The sequence below is a fragment of the Sphingomonas sp. R86521 genome (assembly GCF_042466235.1).
Classification (GTDB): Bacteria; Pseudomonadota; Alphaproteobacteria; order Sphingomonadales; family Sphingomonadaceae; genus Sphingomonas.
The window spans coordinates 362,178-380,122 of sequence record NZ_JAXHBY010000001.1; the positions used below are offsets into that span (position 1 = coordinate 362,178).

13 protein-coding genes are annotated in these 17,945 nt (G+C 64.1%); 8 read left to right on the top strand and 5 right to left on the bottom strand.

Annotated elements, in window-relative coordinates; all coding sequences use genetic code 11:
- Positions 1-35 precede the first annotated feature (35 nt).
- Both SJY20_RS01765 and SJY20_RS01770 read right to left on the bottom strand, forming a co-directional pair.
- Positions 36-935 (bottom strand): 3'-5' exonuclease, encoded by a 900-nt coding sequence (locus tag SJY20_RS01765; protein ID WP_380784892.1) that lies wholly within the window; start codon positions 933-935, stop codon positions 36-38.
- Positions 932-1,672 (bottom strand): hypothetical protein, encoded by a 741-nt coding sequence (locus tag SJY20_RS01770; protein WP_380784893.1) that lies wholly within the window; start codon positions 1,670-1,672, stop codon positions 932-934. Before SJY20_RS01770 ends, SJY20_RS01765 begins: the two co-directional genes overlap by 4 nt.
- A gap of 178 nt (positions 1,673-1,850) precedes the next feature.
- Between SJY20_RS01770 and SJY20_RS01775 the strand changes: the two genes are divergently transcribed.
- The 6 genes from SJY20_RS01775 to SJY20_RS01800 all read left to right on the top strand — a co-directional run bounded on the left by SJY20_RS01775 (position 1,851) and on the right by SJY20_RS01800 (position 9,332).
- The gene (locus SJY20_RS01775; protein WP_380784894.1) at positions 1,851-2,171 is read left to right on the top strand and encodes an ArsR/SmtB family transcription factor; all 321 of its coding nucleotides are present in this window, start codon (positions 1,851-1,853) and stop codon (positions 2,169-2,171) included.
- Positions 2,172-2,630: 459 nt separating this feature from the next.
- The gene (locus tag SJY20_RS01780) at positions 2,631-3,188 is read left to right on the top strand and encodes a hypothetical protein (RefSeq protein ID WP_380784895.1); all 558 of its coding nucleotides are present in this window, start codon (positions 2,631-2,633) and stop codon (positions 3,186-3,188) included.
- A gap of 429 nt (positions 3,189-3,617) precedes the next feature.
- A complete protein-coding gene (locus SJY20_RS01785) occupies positions 3,618-4,970 on the top strand; it encodes a tyrosine-type recombinase/integrase (protein ID WP_380784896.1) in 1,353 nt (450 codons plus the stop codon).
- A 32-nt stretch (positions 4,971-5,002) separates the two neighbouring features.
- Positions 5,003-6,760: a hypothetical protein gene (locus SJY20_RS01790; protein WP_380784897.1), complete on the top strand. Its 1,758-nt coding sequence runs from the start codon at positions 5,003-5,005 to the stop codon at positions 6,758-6,760.
- Positions 6,760-8,814 carry a hypothetical protein gene (locus tag SJY20_RS01795; protein ID WP_380784898.1) on the top strand — a complete coding sequence of 685 codons (2,055 nt, stop codon included), beginning with the start codon at positions 6,760-6,762 and terminating at the stop codon, positions 8,812-8,814. Before SJY20_RS01790 ends, SJY20_RS01795 begins: the two co-directional genes overlap by 1 nt.
- Positions 8,811-9,332, top strand: coding sequence for a hypothetical protein (locus SJY20_RS01800; protein WP_380784899.1), 522 nt, complete (start codon positions 8,811-8,813; stop codon positions 9,330-9,332). The genes SJY20_RS01795 and SJY20_RS01800 overlap by 4 nt, the downstream gene beginning before the upstream one ends.
- Here the strand turns inward: SJY20_RS01800 and SJY20_RS01805 are convergent.
- The gene (locus SJY20_RS01805; protein ID WP_380784900.1) at positions 9,327-9,632 is read right to left on the bottom strand and encodes a hypothetical protein; all 306 of its coding nucleotides are present in this window, start codon (positions 9,630-9,632) and stop codon (positions 9,327-9,329) included. The genes SJY20_RS01800 and SJY20_RS01805 overlap by 6 nt on opposite strands.
- Positions 9,633-10,581: 949 nt before the next feature.
- Here SJY20_RS01805 and SJY20_RS01810 point away from each other — a divergent pair.
- Positions 10,582-11,280, top strand: a complete 699-nt coding sequence (locus SJY20_RS01810) for a hypothetical protein (RefSeq protein ID WP_380784901.1) — start codon at positions 10,582-10,584, stop codon at positions 11,278-11,280.
- 285 nt (positions 11,281-11,565) lie between these two features.
- On the opposite strand, the gene SJY20_RS01815 is transcribed toward SJY20_RS01810, so the two are convergent.
- Both SJY20_RS01815 and SJY20_RS01820 read right to left on the bottom strand, forming a co-directional pair.
- The gene (locus tag SJY20_RS01815) at positions 11,566-12,480 is read right to left on the bottom strand and encodes a hypothetical protein (protein ID WP_380784902.1); all 915 of its coding nucleotides are present in this window, start codon (positions 12,478-12,480) and stop codon (positions 11,566-11,568) included.
- A gap of 9 nt (positions 12,481-12,489) precedes the next feature.
- On the bottom strand, positions 12,490-13,236 hold the full coding sequence (locus tag SJY20_RS01820; RefSeq protein WP_380784903.1) for a hypothetical protein: 747 nt from the start codon (positions 13,234-13,236) through the stop codon (positions 12,490-12,492).
- Between the two features lie 253 nt (positions 13,237-13,489).
- Here SJY20_RS01820 and SJY20_RS01825 point away from each other — a divergent pair, with 253 nt between their 5' ends.
- Positions 13,490-17,431 (top strand): NACHT domain-containing protein, encoded by a 3,942-nt coding sequence (locus tag SJY20_RS01825; RefSeq protein WP_380784904.1) that lies wholly within the window; start codon positions 13,490-13,492, stop codon positions 17,429-17,431.
- The last annotated feature ends 514 nt before the right edge of the window (positions 17,432-17,945 follow it).

A 17,945-nucleotide genomic window follows, 5' to 3' on the forward strand; every position in this document is an offset into this window, starting at 1 on the left:
GCTGCTCTCCACCTCAGTCCTCGACGGATCCGCTTTCAGTCGAGCGCGTAGCGCTCCGTCCAGTCGATCCGCCTGATGCGCGGCTTGGCCCGGCCGCCGTAGACGGCGACGACACACCACTCGAACTCGTCGTCGAAGTCTCCGTGCGGCACCTCCCGCCACCAGTGACCCTTCACCGCATCCCAGCGGTACCCTCTCGACTTCAACCGGTCCTTGGCCGCGAACGGCGCGCGGACGGCCTCGACCATCCAGCCCGGCCGCACGGCGGTTCCGACGGCCTCCGCGAGCATCGTCCTGCTGCTTCCGAAGGGGCGGTGGTCGATCAGATGGAGCAGTGCGGTCACATCCGCGTCGGCACGATGGGCCTGGTAGAACCAGCCCATCTGCGACAGCAGATGGGAAAGCGCCCGCCCCTCGAAGCCGCGAGCCCGCCAATCCACGTCGCGCATGCTGCATATCCACGGCCTGCCGGCCGCTTCAGGCAGGCGAGCCTCCACGAAGGGACGGTCGAAGCCCGCGTTGTGGGCGATCACGAAGTCCGCATCGAGGATCAGGCAGACCGCCTCAGCATCGCAGATGCGCTTCCCCGCGACCGCGGCATCGCTCACCCCTGTCAGCGCCGTGATCTCCGCGGGAATCGGAACCCCCGGATCCTCCAGCCAACGAAACGACGGGCCCACGTCCACGATCCGTCCCGTCTGGTCGGCGCGGAAGCGCTGCATCGCGAGTTCGATGACCGAGTGCCGACGATGGTCGAGACCCGTGGTCTCGACATCGAGAGCGCAGCCCGCGAGCGTCCCGGCGCCCCTACCCAGGGCCCCGGCGAACCGGGCCATCGGGCGGATGCGCCGCAGCACGCGGTAGTCGTCGTGCCGGTCGACGACGGAGGCCATGGCCTCGGCACTGGCCAGCCCCATGACCGCGACGCCGCTCACGCGATGAACCTCTGCATCACGGAGACCGTGAGCCCTTCGGCAAGCGGCGATCCCGGGTCGGCGGCCACCTGCGACAGCATGTCCGCAAGCGCCGGCGAGATCAGCGCTTCGGCCAGGGGCAGGTTCGGATCGAACCCTTCGACGACTTCCATCCCGTCCGCGAGCCGAGCACCGTGCCGTGCCCGCAGACGAGCCTCGGCTTCCCTGCGGTCGGGCGCGATCAGCGCATCGAACGCCTGCACCGCTCCCGTTTCGTCCTGGACGACGAGGAACGACGTCCAGAGGCGCGGTCGCGGCAGTCCACGGTCTTCGAGCGAGACGGTACGCCGATCCGTCACATCGCCGCCAGTCGTCTCGATGTCCTCCGCGACGTCCTCGCCCTCGTCTTCGTCCGTCAGAGCATCGATCTCGGCCGGTTCGGCATCCATGCCGATGGAAAGTCCGTGCAGCAGGACCGCGCGCAGGCATTCGTCTCGGCAGAGACATCCGTCGATCGCCGCGCGCCCGTCGAAAAGCCGCCTGGGGGTCAGCATCCAGGCCATCGGATCGGCCCCGACCTGTTCGCGGGCGAAACGGGATGCGGTCTCCGCCGCGACGAGAGCGACGCGGAGCAGGCTGCGACGCGTGGTGACGATCTCGGCGTCGTCGACGGAGTCCCGGTCGAGCGGGTCTTCGTGACAAGCTACTGCACGCGTGTCGCGTGGCCGCTGGCTGGGCATCAGGACGTTCATCTGCATGTCGGCTCTCCCACCGCCCCGAGCGTCCGATCCGTTCATCCGGCGGGCGGTTAGTCCGGACAAGCCTCAGATAGTCCGCCGACCTTATAGTTCAATAGAAATTGATGCGTCTATTATTGATGCATATTTCGTGCAATCGTCAGTTGCCACCGAGGGGTTCGACCCATACGTTCGGGGAATGCACGAAAGCGATGCCCTTCCCATGCTGAGCGCCATGGCCCAACCGACGAGACTGAAGGTCCTCGCAATGCTCGCCCGCGCCGGCGGCGCGGGGATGGCGTCCGGCGAGATAGCGGACGCCATCGGCATCCCTCGACACCTCATGAGCTCCCATCTGGCCGTACTGAGCCGGGCCAATGCGGTCGTGGCGCGGAAGACCGGTCGAGCGGTCGTCTACTCGTTGAACGGGGACAGGCTCTCGGAGCTCGGAAGATACATCGACTCCCTGGTTCTTCCGATCGAAGGAGCCGACTCCCCGGGGGCGAACGAACGCGCGTGACCCCGACGCCTGCGCCGTCGCCGATGGGGCAGGTTCTTCCCATCTTCCTGCCGATGCCATCAGCGAACTGGAGCTTGAAAGCTCCGTGAACGGCATCCTCGCCGCATCATCCGGGTCGAAGCGTTCGTTCACGCCGCCTGGCGCTACACCGGATCCGACGATCATCTCGCGAAACCGTGAAACGCGGCCCGGTCACTCGGCGAGCGTCACGAGGCGGCGCCGCGCGAAGCGCTCCCGAACTCCCATCGACGGCGACAGCCAAGCGAAACGAGGCCGCTCCGAACTCTGAATCGGCACTGCGCCGCCGCCGACCGCCGTGGATGCGGTCGCCGCCGTTCCCCGCATTCGCGGCAGGAAGGAAAGGCAGGGGAAGCCTTCTGAGTATGGAACTCCGTTCACGGGAAAATCGAGAGATGAAATCCTGAGCGCGGCAGGGTGCCGCAAGACCGGAGAACGACGATGAACGACAACGAGAAGACGACCCAGATGCAGATGCGCCTCGAGGATGGGACGCTGCTGACGAGCCAGGAGACGTCACGACGCTTCATCGAAGCGGTGTCCTGCCTGCTGCTGGGGAAGCCGGCCGCTCATTCGGCAGAGAACTTCGGAAGCGAGCTGCTGCTGATGGTCGGTCCCGAACTGGACCGCGACGGACTGGTGTGGCTTGGCGGCGTCGCGATGAAGAACCTCAGGAGCGTCATCTACGTGACCATCCTGCAGGAGACGCCGACATTCGCGGACATCGCGTTCGCCGCTCACGTCGGTAACAAGATCCACGTCCATCAGCACTGCATGCTGACGCTGGCCAAGGGTGCGGCCCGCGCACGGCTCGTCCCGCGCTCGTTCACCGAGGGAGGCTACCGCTTCAACGCGAAGGGGCAGCCGCAGCCGGTCGCGACCGTGGCGAACATCGAAGCAGCCATCCCCGAGTTGACGCTCGCCTACGTGCGATTCGGCAAGCTGCTTCGCCGCCGCCCTGCCGGAGCCTGGGCGCCCGACCTTCTGTCGGCAGCCTGACTAGGCGACTCGTTCCGGGGCGCGACCTGAACGTCGCGCTTCCCCCCCGAGGGTGACCTTCGAGCACGGCCCCGAGATGCACGCGGCGAATTTCGTCGAGCACCTCGTCCAGGATCCTTCGGACCGCCGTTCTTCCGAACATCGTCGACGGCGCAGCCGCGCTTCGCGGTTTGATGGCGGTCAGGCGCCACGACGCTTGTCGCGATGGCGATGACTGCAAGCCACGGGCTTCGGGAGACGAACTCCGACCATAGTCGTCGTTGTCGGGAGAACTTCCGGCCGCGGCTCCGGCCTGACCGCGTGGCCACGATGTCGGTCAGCGGAGGCGGAAAAACCACTTTTTCTGTGAGACAGTTTGCGTGGCACCGATTTGCGACGGCGAGATTGGTCCAAGGTCAAATCGCAGACCGAGTCCGCTCGGACTGGGGGATGAACAAGTTGAATGGAAATGGTGAAGTGAAGCACGAACGGATGATCGTCTTGCCGATGCAAGACCCCAGGACGACGGTAGATCAATGGAATGGCGGAGTCGAGTACGACGAGATCGCAGTCGTACGCTGGGCGCCCGGCATCCTGCCCGAACTCGCCGCTGCTCTGGGCATCGATCCGAAGACCGTCCGCGATCTCCCGGGGTGGCTGAAGTTCCCAGTCAACGCCACGGCCGGAACCGTGATCCAGCCGGCCTTCGACTTCCTCGCACAGATGGCGCGCACCCGCGGCAAACGTGCGCGAGAGACGTGCAGTGCCTACGCGTACGATCTCCGCGCCTACTTCGAGTTCATGGCGTACCACAATCTGCAGTGGCACGAAGTCGACCAGGCGGTGATCGACGCCTTCGTCTTCAGCATGGCGTGCGCGGACGCCGCGGACGACTCCGACGACACCGAACGGCAGGAGTCGGACCTTGGTCAGACGCCATCGATGCCCCTGGAGACGACCGATCTGAGCCTTTCTCGCGCCACCATCAAGCGGCGCGTGGCGGCGGTTCATTCCTTCTACAAGCATGCGCTCCCTGGCGTCCCGGTATTCGACAGGCGGACCGCCAGCAGAGTCGGCAGGCGTCCCGACGAACTCGTTCGTCCGATCCCGCCGGAGGGACTGCCGGTCATGCTATCGGCTCTGGGTCCGAAGCCTTCCCAATGGATGCGCGTGGGCACGTCCAGGCTCTGGTGCTGCTGCATGATCGCTCTGACCGCCGGGCTGCGCCGGATCGAGGTCTGCGGCCTCGACGTCGATCAGATCCGTGCGTTGCGCCTCGATCCGCGTCTGCCGAAAAGGGAGTACGCCATCACGCTCAACGTGACGAAGGGCGGTCGCAGGCGAACGGCGCTCGTTCCGAGCTGGCTCGTCGAAGAGCTCCAGATATTCATCGAGAACGAGCGATCCGCTCCGGAAGGCGACGATGGGACTGGCGAGCCGCTGTTCGTCAACCATCGTCACGCCAGACGCTCTCCGCTGTCGCGCATCACTCCCGCCACCATTTCGGGCGACTTCCGGAAGGCCATGCTCGCTGCGGACATGCGCAGGATGAAACCGGCGTTTCGCTACGGAACGGGAGTCTCGGCGCGGCTCCACACCTTCCACGATCTGCGTCATACCTGCGCCTGCCTCCTCTACATGACCTTCAACGAATCCGAGAACCCCTGGCTCGAGGTTCAGACGCGGCTCGGTCACAGATTCCAGACGACCACGATCGACGTCTATCTGCGCTTCATCAACGAGATGCAGTACCAGCCGATCGACCTTCGCCAGTCGCTCGTGCAAGAAATGCTCGCATCGTGACGCGCTCCAGGAATGCGGAGCGGCTCGCGCGGATGGCCGCTGTCGGAGGGGTGCAGCCCGACAGGACCATCGTCGGAAAGCTCACCGCCTGTTCGACGAAGGAGGTCCAAGTCGACGGCCAGCTCACGATCATCGCTCGTTTCGCCGCTTCCGGGGACATGCCGAAGCACAAATTCCCGCTCACCGGGCTCGATCCGACGCTGCCGTTCGCACCGCTTCTCCGGGATGCATACACGTCCTTGGCATGCGACCTGCCTGCGATCTCATCGAGAACCACGCTCTGGTCGACGATAAAATGCGGAATCCTCTGCTTTCTGCTCGAGGGCGGCAGCCGCGAGGTCGTCTTCGACGGAACGCTCATGGCCCGCTTCGTCAACTGGCTGAACGCGCCCTACGACGGCAGGAACACGTTCGCACTGAAGACGCGGAGAAACTATTACCGCAAGGCGATGAATGCGCTGCAAGCGGGCGCCAAGGCCCGCGTTCCTGGCCTCATCGGACTGGAACTCGACTGGAAGACCGATCCTTGGGCGGGACAGCATTCAACGCTGCCCTCCCAGAATGCCTTCCTGTCATCGGCGGACATGACCGCCATCCTGCGAGCATGCCGCACCGAAGTCGAAGACTACAGGACGGCGATCGGCAGCGACCTGGACGACCTCGTCGACGGCCGCATGTCGAACCCGGTCGTCGCGGAAGCCGAGCGGCTTAGGCTGGCGTTCGGACGGCTGATCGATGACGGCTTCCGTCCGGACCTGTCCGAACTGGATCGGCTGGCGTCGAAGGATGCCACTGGCGCGGCCGCCGTACGTCTGCTGACTCCTCGCATCGCCGACCTGATCCCGTTCCTTCTGCTGATGGCCCACTACACCGCCTTCAACGGATCGACGCTGACGGGGATGCTGGTCGCGGACATCGAACGCCGCGCCGTCGGCGAAGCGCGTTGGGTCATCGTCAAGAGCTACAAACGTCGGGCCGACGAGGTCCAGATCGCACGCTTCGCGATCGACGGCGCCTCGACCAACCCCGATGGACTCATGGCCTTCGTGGAGCGCTGGACGCTCGCGCTGCGCGGATGGTCCGGCTCCGGAAACCTATGGCTCGCACGAACCGGAGACAAGATCCGCAACCTTGGAGACCCGGCGGTACAGACCGCGCTGTCGGCCCACCTGGTTCGATGGCTTCCGCAGCGAAAGCTCCCTGCGGCGAGCATCTCGGCGATCAGAAAGGGCCTGCACGATCTGGCGCATCTCGCCTCGGACGGGGACGAGCGCGCCGTACGCGCCATCGGCGGACAGCGATCAGCGGACGTATTGGCCCTCCACTATACGTCGCCGGCAGCGCTGAAGCGGGACCAGGAGCGGTTGGCGCTGGCCAGCCAGGAGGTCGAACGTCTCATCGGTTCCGACGGGAAGGTCGACGCCCGCCGTCTGCCGGACAAGTTGGATCGAAGCGCCGCAACGCCAGGATTCATATGCGCGGACCGCCATGCCAGTCCCGTCCTCGGCGAGGAGCCCGGCCGATCCTGTCAGGCGTACGGCCACTGCCCGACGTGTCCTCTCGCCGTCGTGGACATCCAGTCTCCGCGATCGTGCGGCTACCTCCATCTGCTTTTCGACCGGATCGATTCCGGGCTGGAGGGCAACCCTGCGGCGTCGGCAGCGAACTACCTCGCCGTCTGGGCACCCATCGCGCGCCGCCTTCGCGACTTCTGGCTGCCGGCCTTCGATGACGAAGCAAGGGAAGCCGCCCTCAAACTCGAATTCATAACCCTGCCGGAGATCGAATGATGAACGACACCAGCAACATACTCCACGGCCCAGACGTCCTGAACTTCGACGCCCCTGACAAATGGGTCTCTTCCCGTAGCCGGTGGAGCGATCTCGTCTGGCGTCTCGACACCAGCGATCCCGGCTACACCCGTGACGGCATCGCGGTACGCTGGTGGCCAGGTCGGGGAAGCGATGAAGCCCCCACGCTGGCGGAACTGGCGATCATCGAGGACATGAAGCGTCTCGCCTGGCTAGGCCTATTCTACCCCGAACTCACTTTCGTGAGGAAGGTGACGGGAGTTCCTATCATCGCGTACGGCTGCGCGAGTCTGCTGCGGTTCATGGTCGCGCATGGTCTGACGGACTTTTCGGGGCTGACCCCGCAGAAGACCGCCGAGTACGTCGAATGGACCGCTCAGGACATCGGCGAGCGCGAAGACGTGGAATCGGGCCGATTCCTGATCAAGAAGGCGGCACTCCAGCGTCTTCTTCCGCTCGTCTACATTTGGAAGGCTCGCAAACAGCTGCAGGCGGCGGGCGTCGCCGTTCCCGCAGTCGATCCGCTGAATGGCGGTTCGGCGCTCAGGATCATCACGACCATCTCCGATTGGGTGATCAAAGCCCTTCCCCCGGTGCCGGAGGAAGCGTTCATGCGCATCGTCAACGCCGCCGCGAATATCGTCCTCTTCCATTCGCAGGACGTACTCGCGGCCCAGGACATCTGGCACGAACACACCGGGGGCTTGGGAACCGAATTCTCTCGCGCACATGCCAAGCGGGCATTGGCAGCATACCGATGCCAGACCGTCGGCAATTCGAGGACGCCTTGGCCGCGCGATCTGCTCGACCCGATGATCAACTCGGACGGTGCCACGCCGACGTTCGGTCTCCGCCGCGTGATCAATACGCTGCGCGATGCCTGCGTCATCGTGATACTCGCCACCGCGGGTCTTCGGATCCGGGAGGTCGTCGCCATCCCCGGGGGCCGCACGATCGACGCCGCTCGGCCAGACTGCATGGCATCCGAGATGTCATCGGACGGGCTGCTCGAAACCTTCGTCGTGACGAGCAGCCTGACGAAGGGACAGATCCTGCCGATGGAGACGCGCTGGCTTCTCGGGTCTCGTCCGACCGGTATCGGACCCCTTCCATTGGTGCCACGAGCGCTCAACGTCCTGGAGACCCTGATGGCGCCTTGGCGAGCCCACGCGCTCGACAGGGAAGCCAGATCAGCGATGATCGTACTCCTCCCCAGTCGTGGACTGCCGCGCAAGGGACGTCAGGTGCGTCGGATGACCGTGGGCACTCTCGCCAACTCCCTCTACGACTTCTATCGGGTATTCGCGGACCTGACGAGCCTGCCCGACGTGAGCAAGGACATGGCCGGGACCGATCTGCGGAAGATCAAGGAGAGCCAGGGCCGCTGCATCTTCGTGAGGCAGTACCGCAAGAACTACGCCCAGTACCTGCTGCGCATCGACAGCGACCTTCTCCCGGCCATCCGGTCCCAACTGCATCACATGCGGATGTCCACGACCGAAGTCGGCTACACCGGAAACGATCCGACCCTCCTGGGTGGCCCCGACGACGAACAGCGCTTGAAAGGCATCAGCGCCTTTGCGGCGATCCTGGGGCAGAAGCAGGCGACGAGCGGCCGCCTTGCGGATCTCTTCAATACGCAAAGGCTCTACCAGGCCGATAGGAGGACCGTCGGCGAAGACGTGGCCACGATCAACGAACTGGGCATCAGGCTCATTCCGGGGGAACATGGTTGGTGCGGCATCGCGTTCGCCCCGCATCTGTCCCGTTGCAACGCGAAGACCGGACGCGCGAACTTCTTCAACACAGCGCCCGATGAACGTTATCGCAGCCCGTCGACATGCGGCGGCTGCCCACTGTTCGCCATCGATGCGAGCCATCAGGCCTTCTGGGAGAAGCGATGGGCGGCCAACGGCGAGATCTGGGAGACCGCCCGGGCACAGGGGATGGAAGCGGACTACAAGGTCGCGGAAGCGCGGAAGAAACAGGCCGCCGCCTTCCTGGAGCAGTTGAAGAAGGGCAGGAAACCATGACGCAACCCTATGCCGTCAGGATCCCCGACGATGCGACATCCCTCGAGCGCGAGTTCCTGGAAGCCCTTGATCGCATCGTCGCCAACCGTCCACGCGCACCTGCGCTGAAAACGGCAGCGAAACGCGGTCCGATCAGGCCATCGCAGCCCAACGTCGCGACGGAAGCCGGGCGGAGTCGCACGCTCATCAGCGGCGACGCGTGCGCGCTGCCCCGCGTGAGGCTGGAGATAAAGCGGGCGCAGGAATGGCGCCGGGATACAAGGCGACCGGAGGTTGCCCTACTGGAGCTCGAACAACTGGGCAGGGAACAGATCCTCCGCCGCGAAGGCGCTCACGCGAGGGAGAAGGGCGTCCGGTACAAGCAGCAGCGTGACGCAGCCTTCACGAGTTCGGCCGCGTGCGGGATGCTGGCGGTCGCCCTCCAGCAGCTCGGTCGAGCGACCGACGTCGACATCACGCGGTTGCGACGGGCTGCCGAACAGAAGGCCACCTCCAATAGCTCGCTGTCCGCCCTATAGCCATTCCGCCAGGCGTCCCGCCCGGAACTCGTCGATGCTCTCCACCGGCCAACCCTCCTGCCGCTCAGCGGCGGCGATAGCTCGTATGGCGCGGTCGACGCTCGTGGCTGCCGCGGCGGCATAGACATGCGCGATAGGCATGCCGCGTTCGGCAAGGACGACCGCATGCTCCATGAGCACGTCGCGAGGCCAAGCCAAGCGCGCAGCCATGACGTTGTTTCCGACCGGACGGTCATGGACGACGCTGCGGCCCTGCATGGCCGACAGCGCTGCCGACCTGGACGCGAAGTCGATCATCATTCTGGGCCGTCCCTGAGCCTTCCGACTTCCTGCGGACTTTCGAGGGACCGAGGCGATGTCGGCTTCGCGCAACGAGTTTGGATCAAGCATGCGGACATCTCCCTGAGGGTCTAACTCGATATCGTCCCGGCCGAATGCAAGTGCGCACCAGTCGATTGGCGCTTGGCCTTCCCGCCGACGCGATGGGTTCCTCACCTCGATTCGGGCTGTAGGGGCATCCAGATCGCTTCACTGATGCGCGGCCGCGGACGGCTCGCGCATGGCGTCGCTCATCCCCCTCGCGTCTCGGTCTCTCCGGCGGACGGGCATTTTGACGGTCCGGAGGCGAATCTGCCAACCGCCGTTCGCGACTCCGCGACGACCCTGCTCACGGCGACCCGTACGTCGGGCGGAAGCTCCGATGCGATGTCGATGACGGCCTTTTCCGCTCGGACCAGCATTGCTCCCGCACGTCGAGCGACGACCGAATGCCCGGCATATTCGCTGACGGCGGCATCCAAAGTCCGCCGACGACGAGGCTCGCCGCCGCCAGCGCGAGATTGCGAGCGGAGAGGGTGCCGCGCCGGCCGCCTTGCGACCGAGGAAGTCGCCGCGATCGCCCGCATCGAGCAGACCGCCGAGACGCCCGGCGTCGCCACCTCCGATCAGATCCGCCTCGACAGCCGCGGCGAAGGCGTCGCGTGCAGCTCCCGACGCCGCTCGTGCGACGAGGAACCTGACGGCTTCGTCGTAGAGTTCGCGAATGGTGGGAAAGCGCCGGAGCCAAGGCGCCATGCCGACGACTACGTCCTGCAACGGTCGTCTGGCCGGATGTCTCGTGCCGAGCACCGAATCTCGACACGAGATGAGATAGGTCCATTCCGAAGCAGTCTCAGTGTTCTTCAAGGAGTTTGTTAACAATCGTTAGGGGAAAGAGCATGGTATGCTCATACGAACAATCAGGCGGCACATGGTCGCACTACTCGCCCTCATGGTCACAGCAGCGTTGAGCTGGGCGATGAGGAATCAACTAGATAGCCATCTCGGAGCATCGGGCCTCGACGCCCTCATCGGCGCTTCGAAGCGAATCCTTTCCGTCATCGTCGAGAACGTGCCGATCATGATGCTCGTACTCATGATCGGCCTGCTCGCGGGCGCGATAATCAGCAGCAGCGCTCGACGAATCGACGCACGCCTGAAGTCGAAGCGGCAGTGGAGCCTTTCTTCCTTGAAGAAGGAAGTCGGCTTTTCCAGATGGCTCTGTGAGTGGCATTGGCTCGGCCATGTTTTCCAGGACATGTGGGAAGACCTTGATCAGCTCTCCGACCAACTGGTCCTCAGAGGACTCTCGGCGCTGCCACCGTTCGAACAAGGCGACAAGCGGAGCATGAGGACGCTGCACGGCTACCTGGACGTGATACACCCCCATCTTACCGAAAAGCAGCTGAAGTATGCGATCCTCTGCGGGAACGAGTATCTGCGGAATGCCGAAAGCCAGAAGGCCACGGTAGTGCTGACACACCTGACGACGCCTCTGCTTCCCCAGTCGACCGAGGCGGATCCAGAGCCGACGGCAGGGCGGCCGGACCCGACGGCCGGAAACGCCGTGCCGACGAAGAAGGCCGCCTCGCCACGAGCCCGCGCCCCGAAACAGGGAACGAGCGAATAGTCATCGGTCGCCGTTCGGGAAAGCTCGTCGAGCAGCCGGCGGACCGCTTGGCGTCAGCGGCCGGCTCGCGTTGTCGAACTTCGCTGGGGATCGATGCAGGGCCGCCGAAGGGGGCGAATTCGCTGAAGGTTCGCCAGTGACGCCGTCCGACGATCCGACAGTCCACTCATGCAATCTGGGGACGTGCCGGGTCCGGCTTCGCGACGATCCGGCCGCAGTTCGGGTCGACGCTCCAAGCCTGTCCACGTTCCGCATAGCACGATGCGGGCGACGCACGGCGTTCGACTATGCACGCTCCTTGCTTCGAAGCCTCGCAGACGAACGGTCCCGGGCACGGATCCTGACCCCGAGCATTTTGCGGATCTCACCCGACGAATAACTATGCACGTCCGAGGCCAGCCCGGCCCTCTGCACGACGTCATTAGCCTCCTGGACCGTCGTCTCGATCAGCAGCCGCAACGCCGCTGGATCGACGGTATGGTGCTGCATCGTCGTAGCACGCCCGACGCCGAACGATCTGATGGCCTGCCGCGCGACCTTGAGAATGGGTTGCAGGAGCGCAAGCGCCCGACGCTCGGCGACCGAATTCGGGCGCGCCCTAGACGAGAGAACCCTTCGGGCGGCCGCCCCCTCGTTCGATCTCGTCGCCCAAGCTGCTTGAACGCGCACCTTTCCATGTTGGAACGGCGCCTCTACGGACACGGCTCTGCCGGCACGGATGGTCCGCTTGGCGTCGCCCGCCCGCAAACGATCGGCGATCCCGGGGTAGAGACGGATCATCGGACCCTGAAAATCCTCATACCGCACGGCAAGGACCGTCGCCCGTTCCTCATGCCGCTGTCCGAGGTCGACATCCTCGAGCCAGGACTGCATCGCCTCTTCCAGACTGTGCTTCCGCACGAGTTCGCAAAACTCGGTCGCGATGCTGCTCTCCAGGCTCCGGTCCATGTGCTCATCGCTGAAAAGCATGTACAGCCTGTAGATCGCGCGGTCCTGTGCCCATGCCTCTGCCGCCAACCTGTCGAGCGCCTCCAAGTCGCCGTCGATGACTTCGACCTCCTCGAGATCGTCGACTCCGGCGAATGCAGGCGCGATGTCGTTGTCCGTGCCGTCGAAAGCCGGTTCGTGTACGGGCCGAAAGCTCGGCGGGGCGCTGAGAACCACCGCCAGGCCTGCCTGACCGGAAAGAAGGGCCTTCATGCTCTGCATCTAGCAGACAACGCCTTTGGCCGACAGTTTCTTCCGCAGGAACTCCCACTCGGTGCGCTCTCCCGACGGCACGAGCACGGGCGCCTCGATCCGTTCGATGCCATCGACATGTAGCTCATGATAGACGTGCACTTCGATGAAATCGCAGTGTTCCGAGCCTCGATCGGGCCCAATGAACGTCTCCGCGATCGCATCCTCGTCGTCATCGGCATTCAGCCTGCCTCCGAGCTTCGCCACTGCCAGCCGGCTGCGTGCGCTCCACGGCGCGCGAAAGCCCTCGGGCGCATCATCGCCCGAGATGACCTTCATCCGCTTGAGGAACGGGAACGGGTTCTCCCAGAAGACGCTCGCGCGAGGTCGGATGTGGTCGTCCCGAATGATCACGCTCCAGGGCCCATAGTACGACATGCCCTGATCATCGATGGTGAGCGCTCCGACGATCAGATCCTCGTAGAATCCGGGGCTGACGGTGTTCTCGGCAGATACGCGCTGCCGATTGTACCGGTCGTCGACCGCCTTCATCCCCCGTTTCCTGAGACCATAGAAGTTCAGGTAGAGCTCGTCCTCGCTGTTCACCCACCGTGACAGGGAACGCAGCTTCCGGTTGATGACCATCTTGGAGTCCTCGGCTCGCGTTCGCAGCCGTCCGAGCACACCCGTCGCTCCATTGCGGGTTGCAGTTTCGGTTGCTTCCGCCTCGCGCTCGGCCAGCGCGGCGACCTCGGCAGCCCGCGAGGCAAGCCTCACGTTCGGCGGCAAGCCATCCGCTCCGCAGAAGGCACACAGCCGATCGCCCAGTGTCAGACTGCGTCCGCAGTTGGGGCACGCATCAGCCATGCCGATTGCTCACGAGTAAAGTCACGATGCTTCCTATGCACGATCATGCTGACGTCCGAGTCCGCCTGAATGGCGGCGTGAGATGCTCGCGTCGACTGCGAGGGGCTCGCCGTAGTCCCTAAGCCGGGGTTGACGGTATGGCACAGCCCGATGAACGTGCGCCATGCCCGACATCAGCTTTGTGGACTTCTCGTCCCGATCCTTCGAACAGTTCACACAGGCGCTCGCCGCAGCCGTTCTAGGGTCGGGGCTTCTGATCTTCGGCGATGGCGCCGATGGAGGGCGCGAGGCGGAATTCGTCGGCGCGGTCCCATATCCAAACCCGCTATCGCCATGGCAGCGACGTACCGTGCTGCAAACCAAGTTCCGGCATCGCGCTCAAGGAGCCGAGGACGACGCGTCATGGCTGGTGAGGCAGTTACGGACGGAGGCAAAACGCTACGAACTGGGCGGTCGGGATATCCCGGATCATTATCTGCTGGCGACGAACGTCCGTCTCTCCGGCGTTAAGGGCCTTGGCCGGAAGGGCGGCCAGGAGAAGCTGCAGGACGCCTTCGACGAGTATCTAAGGCCGCTCGGCGTCACGGACTTCGACGTCTGGCACGAGGAGAAGATCGCCACCCTGCTCGATCTCCATCCTGATCTCTTCAGAAGCTATGGCGCCTGGCTGGGCGGAAGGGAGGCCCTCGCTGCGGTATACCGGTCCTTCGATGCCAAGATCCCAAAATTCGGTGCGACGATGCTGCTATATCTGCAGCGCGAACTTCGCTCTCAACGCACGACCCGTCTCCAGCAGGCCGGCCACGTCGGCGACGCCCCGACGTTCCTCGAAGACCTCTTCATCGACCTTCCGTTCCTGGTGGACAAGGACAGGGCACGCGGCCTGTCGGGTCTTAGGACACAGCCCGATCAAACGACGGACGGGTCAGGAATACTGCATTCGCTTCTGGACGCGGTCGCTCTGAAACTGGACCCGCGTACGATCGAGACAGGCCGGCCGGATTCGCACCTCGCACTGACGAACCGTTTCCTAATCCTGGGCGGCCCGGGACAGGGGAAGACCACGATCACCCAATTCCTCGGTCAGGTGATGCGGTTCCGCCTGCTGCGGGAGGAAAAGCCGGCATCGCTGGCACCCGACACCGTCCGGGCGGTCGCAGCGATCGCCACCAGGCTCTCGGAGCTCGAGGTGCCGCTGGAAGGCGTACGACGGTATCCGCTGAGGATCGATCTGCCCCTGTTCGCGGACGCGCTCACGAAGGCGGAGCAGGAAGGCGGTCGACTATCGCTGCTCGAGTTCGTCGGGCGGAGCATGGCAGCCGTGACATCGAGTCCGTCGCTCGACGTCGCGATCCTTCGAGATTGGCTGGAAGCGTATCCGTTCCTCATCATGCTCGACGGACTCGACGAGGTTCCGCCTTCGGGCGCGAGACGAGAGGTCATCGCAGCCATACTCGATTTCTGGGACGAGGCCGGCGCGCGGAACGCCGACATCGCGATGACGATCACGACCAGGCCTCAAGGATACAACGACGATCTCGATCCGTCCCTCTGGCTTCGACTCGAAATGTCGCGCCTGACGCCCCGTCAGGCTCTGGCCTATGCGGAAAGGGTCGCTCTCGCAAAACTCCCCGACCAAGAACGCCGTGAGACCGTTCTGCTCAGGCTGGCCGCTGCTGCCGAAAACGATGCCACCGCCAGGCTGATGGTCAGCCCGCTCCAAGTCGCGATACTCTTTCAACTCGTCGATCAGCGAGGCACTGCCCCGACGGACCGATGGACCCTGTTCGCGGAATATCTGTCCGTGGTGATGAAGCGGGAACAGGAAAAGACCGGGCCGGGCGGCGACATCGTGCGTGCGCAGGAGCCACTCATCGTCAGGCTTCTCGGGCGTGTCGGCCTGCTTCTGCATGTCGAGGCGGAACTCGGCGGTAAAGCGCACGCCTTCATCGGCAGAGACCGGCTGGAACTAGTCACCACCGATCTGCTCGAGGAGGAAGGATACGACGGAAGTGCCCTTCGAGACCTGGCCTCGGCGATAATACTCGCGGCAACCGACAGGCTTGTGTTCCTTGAACAGCGCATCGAGGGACAGATAGAATTCGACGTCAGGTCGCTGCAGGAGTTCATGGCCGCGGCCGAACTCATGAGCGGCAGCGACGAACAGGTTCGCTGCCGTCTGCAGGAAATCGCCGGACGGACCCATTGGCAGCACGTATACCGGATCGCCGCAAGCAAGGCGTTCTCCGCAACCGACGCGGTCCGCTTCAGGGACGCCGTGCTCGCCATCAACCGCGAACTCGACGAAGAGAGTTCCGGCACGCGCGCCGTTCGCCAGGGCGCGCTGACATCACTGGACCTCCTGGCGGACGGACTCGGCACGAACCAGCCGCTCTATCGGAAGCTCCTGTCCAGACATGCCCTCGAACTCCTTGCCGTCTGCACGAAAACCGACGGTCGCCTTTCCGGGATCATAGCCTCCTTGGGTGAAGAAGATGCGCGGAAAATGCTCTCTCCGCATCTGACGACGGAACGGAGCAGCGAGCGCCGTGCGGCCTGGGCGGTCCTGCTGCCCTGCATCGAAGAACGTGACGACTGGGCCGATCGTCTGTCGCAGGAGCATTGGCCGACGTGTGGCGAAGCTCGGCTCGACGTGATGATGTGCGGAGAAATGCCTCCAGTCCCATCCCGCACCGCCGAACTGATTTCAGCATACCTGGACGAAGCATCCCCCGCGGAAATACGGTCTTGGCGACACGGTTTCGACGCGAGCCAACGGGAATTCGTCGAACAATTAGCTGGACGGTACCCCTTTCTCAGACCTCTGCTAGGCCGAACGAAGAGCGAGAGCATCTCGGTCGACGTCCTGCCGACCTTCGATGCGAACCTTTCCGTTAGCCTGACGCCGATGGCCGACGAGAAGCTCCTTCCGGAGTTCCACGCTCCGGCAACCAGGCCTTGGGCCCTGTTCCATGGCGTGGCTAACTACCTGACCAGCCCTTCCGTAAAAACGACGGCGGCCTTCGTCAGCATGCTCGAAGATCCGATGGAGCTTCAGCTCGCCAAGCTCGTCAACCTACCATGGCCGCTGGAGAGTCTGGCCAGAATCGTTGCCAACGGACGACCTTCGCTGGAGGTCGTAGCCGCTCTGCACGACGGGGATTTCGGCGACGAGGAGGAATGGATCGACGGACAGGAGCGGCTTGCAGAGAAGGGCATGAACGAAGCAGATCTCGCATTCTGGAGCAGCGGCATCCTGTTCGACGCATGGATCGCCGACTGCGGAATGCCCTATGTCGGAAGCATATCGCTCTCCCATCGCCCCGCGGCGAAACCCGGTTGGCTGGAGATGCTGCTGAACGCTGCCTTCGAAGCGCCCGAGGGAGCTTCGCTCGAACTGCTCAGGTGGATGCTCGGATTCATCCTGCCGCGGATAGCCACGGAGCAGCCATTGACCCCGCGGCAATGGATGCATCTTTTCGGACCCGCCACGAAGTTGAGCCGCCCGTTGGATGCAGATCTTCTGAGCATCCTCGACGAGGCAGCGCTCGGAGATCCGACCCTGCTAGATTACGTCGCAGCGCAGGGAGAGGATGCGGATCTGTCCCTCGGCCAGCGAGGATCGCACCTGGGCGTTGCGGCCGAGTCCCTGCTTGCCGCAAGCAATCGCGACGGAATCATGGTTGCAGCACTCGCAATGGTCGCTCAGGATGGATCTCTTCTACCCGAATTCGCCAAGCGGCTCGAGCCGAGACTCGAAAGCGCCAGCACGTCGCCCGCAGTGCGGGACACGATCGCGGCCGCGAGGATAATCAATGGCAAGGGACCCGTCGACTATTGCGCTCTGACAGGCGCCCCTGGTGATTCCGTCGGCCAGCACGCGATAATCGTCTTCTCGCAGACCGCATCGACCTCCACCCCAATGGTCGAAGATGCCCTTGCCCATATCGCGACGATGGCCATCGAAGCGGAGCGAGTGCAGAGTCGAGCGATTGCCGCTCTCACGCGGATGCTCGACCGACGACATTCGGATCTCGCGCAGCCGGAAGTCTGGAAGCGGCTGGGGTTGCCCGCAAATCTGATGAGCCGCCTTGATCTTCAATAAGTGCTCGGCATCAGCAGATCCCGGAATTGAGAACTTGGAATTAACTGCACGTCTTGGAAAACCGCACTCGGGCGACCATCCACGAAGTCACGAGTTCGGGATGATGCCGGTGGCTCGGCGCGTTGACCGGTCCTGCGCGGTCGGACAGTACACAACGATCTACCTAAGACAGCCGGAGCAGCATCGATCACTCGCAGCCATCGCGATGTGGATCAAGACGCTCCATCGCTCAGTCGTCGGTCCCTCGCGCGCCGCGTTGCCTCGATGAGGAGGATAGCCCGACGCGGGATGCCGCCGCGTGACGCCGTGGAAGCCGTTCTAGGCGCACCGACGGGTTGAAAGTGCTTTAGTTCACAGGACGTTCGGCCGTCGACCGATCAGTTCGGTGTACAGATCCAATCGCATGTAAACCAAGTTACGCGGAGATCGGACTGTTCACCAAACTGTCCGACGGCGCCGGGAAGTAGCAATCGCCCATCGGCGACAAACAACCCTCCCGGATGGCCTGGGCGAC